6 protein-coding genes are annotated in these 8,311 nt (G+C 69.3%); 2 read left to right on the forward strand and 4 right to left on the reverse strand.

Annotation, left to right across the window (positions count from 1 at the left end):
* Positions 1-38: 38 nt before the first annotated feature.
* Both GWG54_RS16685 and GWG54_RS16690 read left to right on the forward strand, forming a co-directional pair.
* Positions 39-899, forward strand: a complete 861-nt coding sequence (locus GWG54_RS16685; protein ID WP_167938838.1) for a thioesterase family protein — start codon at positions 39-41, stop codon at positions 897-899.
* Positions 900-980: 81 nt separating this feature from the next.
* Positions 981-1,574 (forward strand): GNAT family N-acetyltransferase, encoded by a 594-nt coding sequence (locus tag GWG54_RS16690; RefSeq protein WP_167938839.1) that lies wholly within the window; start codon positions 981-983, stop codon positions 1,572-1,574.
* A gap of 72 nt (positions 1,575-1,646) precedes the next feature.
* Here GWG54_RS16690 and gcvPB read toward each other — a convergent pair whose 3' ends face one another.
* From gcvPB to GWG54_RS16710, 4 genes are all read right to left on the reverse strand, one after another.
* Entirely contained in the window at positions 1,647-3,146 is a 1,500-nt protein-coding gene (gcvPB, locus tag GWG54_RS16695; RefSeq protein WP_167938840.1) for an aminomethyl-transferring glycine dehydrogenase subunit GcvPB, read from the reverse strand.
* A complete protein-coding gene (gcvPA, locus tag GWG54_RS16700; RefSeq protein ID WP_167938841.1) occupies positions 3,143-4,480 on the reverse strand; it encodes an aminomethyl-transferring glycine dehydrogenase subunit GcvPA in 1,338 nt (445 codons plus the stop codon). Before gcvPA ends, gcvPB begins: the two co-directional genes overlap by 4 nt.
* Before the next feature lie 124 nt (positions 4,481-4,604).
* Positions 4,605-5,858, reverse strand: a complete 1,254-nt coding sequence (locus tag GWG54_RS16705) for an AI-2E family transporter (RefSeq protein WP_167938842.1) — start codon at positions 5,856-5,858, stop codon at positions 4,605-4,607.
* Positions 5,859-5,912: 54 nt separating this feature from the next.
* Positions 5,913-8,311 (reverse strand): cation-translocating P-type ATPase (locus GWG54_RS16710; protein WP_209438499.1); only part of this gene is annotated, 2,399 nt, incomplete at its 5' end.

An 8,311-nucleotide genomic window follows, 5' to 3' on the forward strand; every position in this document is an offset into this window, starting at 1 on the left:
TGTACTGAAGTGGGGGGCAGCGACGTACCCTCGGGGACATGCAAACGATCGACGACCGTCGGGTGAGCTTCGGCGAGTTCGCCGGCCCGCTCGCGCACGGGGCGACGTTTTTCGACTGGCAGCTGATCTCGACCCAGGAGATCGCCGCGGCCTTCGACTACTCCTTCGCGGAGATCCTCGGCGACGACGGCATTCCGTACGCCCCGGTGGTCGTCAGCACCTCCGTCGACCGCTACCCCCGCATTGGCGAGACGATCTCGGTCGAGACGGTGCCCCGAAGCGTCGGCGACTCGAGCCTGGAACTGCTCTACGAGATCGAGGACGGCGACGGCGAACGGCTGGCGACGGCGCGGATGACCCACGTGACGATCGGTTCCGACGGCGCCGCGCTGGCGTTACCCGAGGACGTCAGGGCGGCGTTCGCGGACGCGAGCGTCGATCGGGCTCCCGCGGTCGGTCCCGGAGACGGCGGAGCCGACGCGGGCGACGGGCTGGCATCGTTCTCCTCGTCGTTCGAGATCCGCAGCCCCCACATCGAGGGCGCTGAACTGGCCTACTTCGAGGAGTACCCGCGCTTTGCCGACGTCGCCCTCGAGCGCCACCTCGAGGACCGCGGGACGAGCCTCGCGGAGCTGCGAGGCGAGACGGAGCCCTACCGCATCCGGGACTGGCGCTGGGAGTTCAAGTCGCCGGTTCACTTCGAGACGACGCTGCGGGTCGACTGCGACGTCCTCGAGGTTTCCGACGAGACGATCCGGATCGCCCACGAACTCTCGAGCGACGGGCGAACGAACATCGAGGGGATTACCGAGTACGGCTGTTTCGACCGGTCCGGGGCGCCCGTCGAGTTCGACGAGGCAATGCTCGAGCACCTCGAGGCGGAACCATCAGATAGTTGAAAACGGTTTCGGTGCTGTGGGTGTCGGTTCAATCCCTCGAACACGCTTATCGTCACCGCTTCGCGTTGTAAACGTAGATACATGTCACTCTTTCCGATGGAGATGGAAAGCGATCGACTCCGATACGAGCGGGTCCACCCGGACGGATTCGATGCGTACGAACTGTACGAGCACGTTCGCGCCGGCGCGCCCCACGTCGACGAGCTGACGGAGTACATGACGTGGGATCCGCACGAGCACCCGAAGGAGGCGTTCGACTGGGTCGAGCGCTGCGGCGAGGAGTTCGACGACGGCTCGGCCGCGAACTACCTCGTCCGACCGACCGAGGGCGACCGCGCGGGCGAACTGGCCGGTACCGCCGGGATCTACCCGGACTGGGATCGACGGATCGCGGTCTTCGGTACGTGGTTCCGGAAGCCGTTCTGGGGCCGGGGCTACTCCGGCGAGCGCGCCGCTCGCATGCTCGAACTGGCGTTCGACAGGCTCGATCTCGAGGTCGTCGCGGTCGCCCACGATCCGGACAACGAGCAGTCCCGGCGTGCGATCGAGAAGTACGTCGAACGGTTCGGCGGCCACACGGAAGGTCGAATCCGCAACGACATCGTCATCGACGACGAGCCGCGCGACTCGATTCGGTACAGCATCACGATCGAAGAGTGGAAGCGCAGCGGCTGAGCGGCCGATCGCGACTCGCGCGTTCGGCGAGTCGGAAAACGAAGAGAGAGAAACCGAGAATATCCGGCTGGTTTACGAGTCGTCCTCGAGCGCCTGCCAGGACAGTCGCGGGCTCCGCGCCGCGTTGGTCTGGTCGATCCGGCGGGCGGCGGTCCGCTCGGGGGCGGCCTCGAGCGTTTCGTCGTCCTCCGCGGCGACGGCGTTAAAGGCGGCCGCGAGTCGGTCGAGGGTGTCCTTGCTCTCGACCTCCGTCGGCTCGGTCATCAGCGCCTCGGGGACGATCTCGGGCCACTTCGTCGTCGGCGGGTGGACGCCGTGGTCGAGCATCCGCTTGGCGACGTCGGCGGCGTCCTGCTCGCCCGCGCTGGCGACGAACTCGTGGTGGAACGGTCCGTATGGCACCTCGTACTCGATCCGGTTCGCGAGGTAGTTCGCATTGAGCACCGCGGTCGCGCTGGCGTCGGCGAGTCCCTCGTCGCCCAGGCGGGCGATGTAGGCGAACGCTTTCACGAGCACCAGCCAGTTGCCCTGGTAGCCGTGGACCTTCCCGATGGTGTGCTCGGGGTCGAACAGCTCGTAGGTCGGTTCGCCCGACCTCGAGCCCGAGTCGTCGGCCTCGCGGACGCGGGGCGCCGGCAGGAACGGCGCCAGCTCGTCGACGACGCCGACGGGGCCGGCGCCCGGACCGCCCCCGCCGTGGGGCGTCGCGAACGTCTTGTGGACGTTGTAGTGCATCACGTCGAAGCCCATGTCGCCCGGACGGGCCCGGCCGAGCAGGGCGTTGAGGTTGGCCCCGTCGTAGTACAGCAGGCCGCCCACGTCGTGGACCATCTCGGCGATCTCGGTGATGTCGCGCTCGAACAGCCCGAGCGTGTTCGGATTCGTCAACATCAGTGCCGCCGTGTTCTCCGAGAGGGCGGCCTCCAGGGCCTCGAGGTCGACCCGTCCCTCGTCGTCGCTGGGCAGAGAGACGACGTCGTAGCCGCCAAGCGCCGCGCTGGCGAAGTTGGTGCCGTGGGCGCTCTCGGGGACGATGACCTCGTCCCGGTGACCCTCGCCGTTGTGCTCGTGGTAGGCCGCCGCGACGCGGATGCCGACGAACTCCCCGGCCGCGCCCGCGGGCGGCTGCAGGGTGACGGCGTCCATCCCGCCGATCCGGCCGAGGTAGTCCTGCAGCCGGTAGAGCAACTCGAGGGTCCCCTGCGTCGAGCGCTCCGAGCGGTCGGGGTGAACCGCGGCCTTCGGCAGCGCCGCGACGTCCTCGGTGAACTTCGGGTTGTACTTCATCGTACACGACCCCAGCGGGTAGGGGCCGCTGTCGATGCCGTAGATCATCTGGGAGAGCCGCGTGTAGTGGCGCGCGAGCTCGGGTTCGGACAGCGCGGGCAACTCGAGGGAGTCGCGGGTCAGCTCGTCGGGCAGCGGGGAGCCCCCGTCCTCGTCGCCGTCGCCGTCCCCGCCGATCTCGACGCGCGTCAGGTCCTTCTCCGAGAGCAACGGCTCGTACTGGCCGTCCTCGACGTAGCGGGCCTGGTCGTAGCGGGCCCGGTCGTCCCGCGGATCGTCGCTCATCGGGCCACCTCCTCGAGGGCGGCGACGAACGGATCGAGCCGCTCGTCGGGGACGCCCGCGACGCAGATCTGGATCTCGTGCTCGCCGATGACGTGGACGGCGAAGCCGCGTCGCTCGAGGTCCTCGGCGACGGCGCGGGCGGGCTGGTCGACGCGGGCGACGAACTCCCGGAGGTGGTGGCGGTCGTGGACCGGAGCGCTGACGCCGACGATCCCGTCGACGCGCTCGGCGAGGTCCGCGGCGCGTCGCACGCCCCGCTCGGCGAGATCGACCATCCCGTCGGGACCCAGGGAGGCGGCGTGCATCGCGGTCCGCAGCGCCACCCAGGCCTGGTTCGTACAGATGTTGCTCGTCGCGCGCTCGCGGCGGATGTGCTGTTCGCGGGTCTGCAGGGTGAGCGTGTAGGCCCGGCGGTCGGTCGCGTCCTCGCTCGCGCCGACCAGCCGACCCGGAACCTGTCGCAGGAACGCCTCGCGACAGGCGAACAGGCCTAGTCCCATCCCGTAGCTCGTCGGCAGGCCCAGCACGCTCGCGTCGCCGACGACGACGTCGGCGCCAATGTCGGCGGGCCGCTGGAGCATCGAGAGCGCGACGGGATCGGTCCCGAGGACGTACAGCGCGTCGGCGTCGTCGGCGAGGTCGCCGATCTCGTCGAGTCGCTCCTCGATCGTTCCCCGCACCGTCGGGTTCTCGGCGTAGACCATCACGACGTCCTCGTCGACAGCCTCGGCGAGCGCGTCGCGGTCGGCGTTCGCGTCGTCGGTCGGGTACGTCTCAACCTCGAGGTCGGTGCCGGCGACGTAGTTCTCGAGCGTGCTTCGCCGGCCCTCGAGCAGGAGGTCGGGGACGAGCACGCGGTGGCCGCTCGTCGAGCGAGTCCGATCCGCGAGGGTCGCGGCCTCGCCCAGCGCGGTGGCGGCGTCGTACATCGAGCAGTTGGCGACCTCCAGGCCGGTCAGCTCGACCAAAAGCGACTGGTACTCGAACAGCGCCTGCAGGAACCCCTGGGAGATCTCGGGCTGATACTGGGTGTAGGAGGTCAGAAACTCCGAGCGATCCGCGAGGTGGTCGATCAGCGAGGGGACGTAGTAGCCGTAGTGGCCGCGGCCGAGCAGTTCGGTCAGCTCGTCGTTGCGCCCCAGCACCGATCGGACCAGCCGTCTCGTCTCCCGCTCGGTTCGCGCGTCGATCTCGAACTCGTCGTCGAAGCGAACGTCCTCGGGGATGTCAAACAGTTCCTCGACGTCGTCGACGCCGACCGATTCGAGCATCGCCGTCCGTTCGTCGTCCGTGTAGGGAGCGTAGGGGCTCCCGGTCGCGTGTGATCCGTTCATGGGTAGGGAGGGACTCGGATCGGGGCCGGCCGCCGCGATACCGGCGTACCCGTTTCGTTCCGAGACACGTTACGCGGTAGTTGCGGACACGGGATAATGAACGCATCTCTTCGACGGAGCGAGGTCAGTGCGCCGGGTCGTCATCGCTCGAGTCGTCCCCGTCGGGTTCGGATTCGTCGCCGGGTGTCGGCTCCGAAACGCCCTCGCCGTTCGATCCGGGAGCACTCGACGCGGTCGAGCCGCCGCCGTTCGGTTCGCCCGGGGTCGACTCGCCGGTGATCCCCGTCTCCGACGCCGTCTCAGCCGCGGGATCGGCTGCCGGCAGCGGCCCGACCGCAGGATTCCCCTCGGCGATCGCCCACTCCCGAGCGAACAGGTCGAGAGTGATCTTCGCGCCGCCGAGGACGACGGGGCCGATGAACAGGCCGACCGCGCCGAAGACGACCAGCCCGCCGAAGATGCCGACGACGACGATCGCGGAGTTGAACGCGCTCGTTCGGCCGATGAGCGCCGGCCGGAGGTAGGTATCCGAGGCGCTGACGAGCGAGCCGTAGGCGACGAGGACGGCGGCTGGCAGGGTCTCGCCGAGGACCAGGAGGTAGAGCGATATCGGCAACCAGACCGCGAAGACCCCGACCAGCGGGAGCAACGCGGCCACAAACGCGGCGACGGTCAGCAACACGACCGCGGGAACGTCGAGCACCATGAGCCCGGCGCCGAGCAATACCGCCTGGATCATCGCGACGACGACGTTGCCGACGACCGACGCCCACATGAGCTGGTCGAGCTCGTTGAGCAGCTCGCGCTGGACGTGATCCTGAACCGGCAGCACGTACCGCAGCCACTGGACGAGCCGATCGCCGTCCCGAAGCAGAGCGAAGAGGACGAACACCGTCACCATCAACCCGATGAGGATCGACGGCACTTCCCCGACGAACTCGAGCGCGCCGGTGGCGACCTCCTGGAGCCCGCTCGCGATCGGCTCCTGGTAGGTGGCGTAGGTCTCCTCGAGGTCGACGGGGTAGCCAAGCTCCGACTCGATCCGTCGCTCGACCTCCTCGGCGTTGAGCGAGCCGTCCTGTACGGCCATTGCGATGTCGAGTGCCTGTCCCAGCGCGATCGCGAGCACGTACAACACCGGCAGCAGGATCGTGAGGATCGCGACCACGACGAGAACGAGCGCGGCGGTCATCGACCTGACGTACCGCTCGAGCCGGCGCTGGGCCGGGACGAGGACGTACGCGAGGATCACGCCGAGCAGCACGTACTGGAGGTACGGCAGCATGATCAGCGCCGCGAGCAGGACGCTTACCAGGGTGAGGACCACGAGTCCCGCTCGGTCGGAGAGCCACTCCGACAGGTCCGGGCGCGAAGACATAGCTCCCGATTGGCGGTCCAGAACTAATTACTTCGCGTTGAGACGTCGCGGCGGTCAATCCTCGAGCAGCGACCGCGAGGAGTTTGTGACGACCAGCAGGCTGCTCGCGCCCATCGCGACGGCGGCGAACAGCGGGTTGAGCAGTCCCGTCGCCGCAAGCGGGATCGCGACGCCGTTGTAGCAAAACGCCCAGCCGATGTTGCCCTTGACGCGGCGGTCGGTCGCCCTGGCGAGTTCGAAGACGGTGTCGAGCGAGTCGATCTCGTCGTCGACCAGCGCCACGTCGGCGGCGTCGGCGGCCATCGCGGTCCCGCCGCCCAGCGCGATTCCCAGGTCGGCGGCGGCCAGCGCCGGCGCGTCGTTGGTGCCGTCCCCGACCATGACCGTCTGACCCGTCCGCTTGAGCCGCTCGACGGTCTCGGCTTTCCCCTCGGGCGGGACGCCGGCGAAAACCCGGTCGACCGACGGCGCCGCGCGGAACCGCTCGGCCGCGCGCGCGTCGTCGCCCGTGAGGACGACGACGTCGGTGCCCGTTTCGGCGATCGCCGACAGGGTCTCGTCCCAGCCCTCCCGGAGCTCGTCGCCGACGACGATCAGCCCCTCCGCGACGCCGTCGCGGCCGACAGCGACCGGAACACGACCCGTCTCGCGGCGCTCGGCGATCCGTTCGGCGATCCCGTCGGGCACCGTCCAGCCCCGATCCCGGAACAGGTCGGGGTGGCCGACGAGGACGTCCTCGCCGTCGACGACTCCAGCGACGCCGTTGCGGTAGCTCTCGAAGCCCTCGACGCCGTCCGGCGCGTCGTCCGGGTCGTCCCCGTCGCCCGCGGTCGCGCCGGCGGACTCGACGGCCCCCCCGTCCGCGACCGGGCGCTCGGCCGCGATCGCCCGCCCGATCGGGTGGGCCGAGCGGCCCTCGAGCCGGGCCGCGGACTCGAGCAGTTCGTCCTCGAGATCCGTTTCGACGACCGTCATCTCGCCGGTGGTCAGCGTCCCGGTCTTGTCGAAGACGACGGTGTCGGCCTCGCGGATGCGCTCGAAGACGGTGTCGTCGAAGACGACGATCGAGCGCTCTAGGGCGTCACGGATCCCCGCGGCGACGGCAAGCGGGGTCGCCAGCCCGAGCGCGCAGGGACAGGAGACGATCAACACCGTGAGCCCGACCAGCAGGGCCTCGGTGACGCCGGCGCCGGTAGCGAGGTAGATCGTCGTCACGACGACCGACAGCGCGAGGACCAGCGGGACGAAGATCGTCGCCAGCTTGTCCGCGAGCTTCTGGATGCCGTGGCTCGAGCTCTGGAGGTCCCAGACGAGTTCGGTGACGCGGTCGAGGCTGCTTGTGGCACCCTCGCCGACGCGGACGGTCACGGCGCCGTCGGTGACCAGCGATCCGCCGACGACGGCGTCTCCCGGGGCCTTGCTCACGGGAAGGGACTCGCCGGTGACGACGGCCTCGTCGACCGCCACCTCTCCGTCGACGACCTCGCCGTCGACGGGGATCCGTTCGCCGGCCCGCACGAGCACCCGGTCGTCGGGCTCGAGGTCGTCGACGGCGACGTCCTCGTGGTCTCCGCCGGCCCGGACGCGGCGGGCCTCGTCGATCTGGACCGCGGTGAGATCCGAGAGGCGTTCGGTGGCCTCGTCCTTGATCGTCGACTCGTAGTAGTTGCCCGCCGTGACGATGACGACGATCGCGACGGTGACGTCGTAGTAGACGTGTTCGCCGCCGACGATGATCGACAGCGTACTGTAGAGATAGGCGCTGACGGCCGCGATCGCCACCAGCAGGTCCATGTTCGGCGACCGGGTCTTGGCGGAGACGTAGGCGCCCTGGAGGATGGGTTTTCCCGTCACGCCGAGCACGATCGTCGTCATCGCCGCGAGCGCGAGGTAAAACGGCGTCGCGAGCTCGCTCGCCAGTGCCTGGCTGAAGAACTCGTAGGTGCGCTGATCGTAGAACAGCCCGCCGAAGTAGGTGGGGTAGATGATCAGCAGGTACTGCAGCATCACCATCATCCCGACGAGGACGCCGACGACGACCCGTCCCATCATCCAGTTGTCGGCCCTGCGCCGGCTGACCGCGTCGTCGCGGTCGTAGGCGCTGTAGCCCAACCCGCTGATCGTCTCCCGGAGGTCGGCCTGCGAGACCGCGTCGGGATCGTGATCGATTCGCACCGTGTCGGTGACGTAGCTCGAGTCCGCGGCGCTGACGCCGTCCGTTCGCAGCGCCGCGGACTCGATGAAGGCCTCGCAGGTCGCACAGTGCATCCCGTCGACCTCGAGGTAGGTCGACTCGTGGTCGTCGGGGACCTTCCGCTCCTCGTCGTCGGCTCGCTGCCGGCGGACGTCCTCGGGGGGGGCGTCGTCGACGGCGCCCAGTGGGGCGGAGGCGGCCCCACAGCCGACGCAGCAAAAACGGGTCCCCTCGCCGTCGGGGGCGGGGCGTCCCCCCC

This window comes from Natronococcus sp. JC468, assembly GCF_012163165.1.
Classification (GTDB): Archaea; Halobacteriota; Halobacteria; order Halobacteriales; family Natrialbaceae; genus Natronococcus; species Natronococcus jeotgali.

Coding starts and splice junctions, on each gene's coding strand:
- gcvPA (WP_167938841.1), bottom strand. CDS start 4,480: ATGAACGGATCACACGCGACCGGGAGCCCCTACGCTCCCTACACGGAC.
- GWG54_RS16705 (WP_167938842.1), bottom strand. CDS start 5,858: ATGTCTTCGCGCCCGGACCTGTCGGAGTGGCTCTCCGACCGAGCGGGA.
- GWG54_RS16690 (WP_167938839.1), top strand. CDS start 981: ATGTCACTCTTTCCGATGGAGATGGAAAGCGATCGACTCCGATACGAG.
- GWG54_RS16685 (WP_167938838.1), top strand. CDS start 39: ATGCAAACGATCGACGACCGTCGGGTGAGCTTCGGCGAGTTCGCCGGC.
- gcvPB (WP_167938840.1), bottom strand. CDS start 3,146: ATGAGCGACGATCCGCGGGACGACCGGGCCCGCTACGACCAGGCCCGC.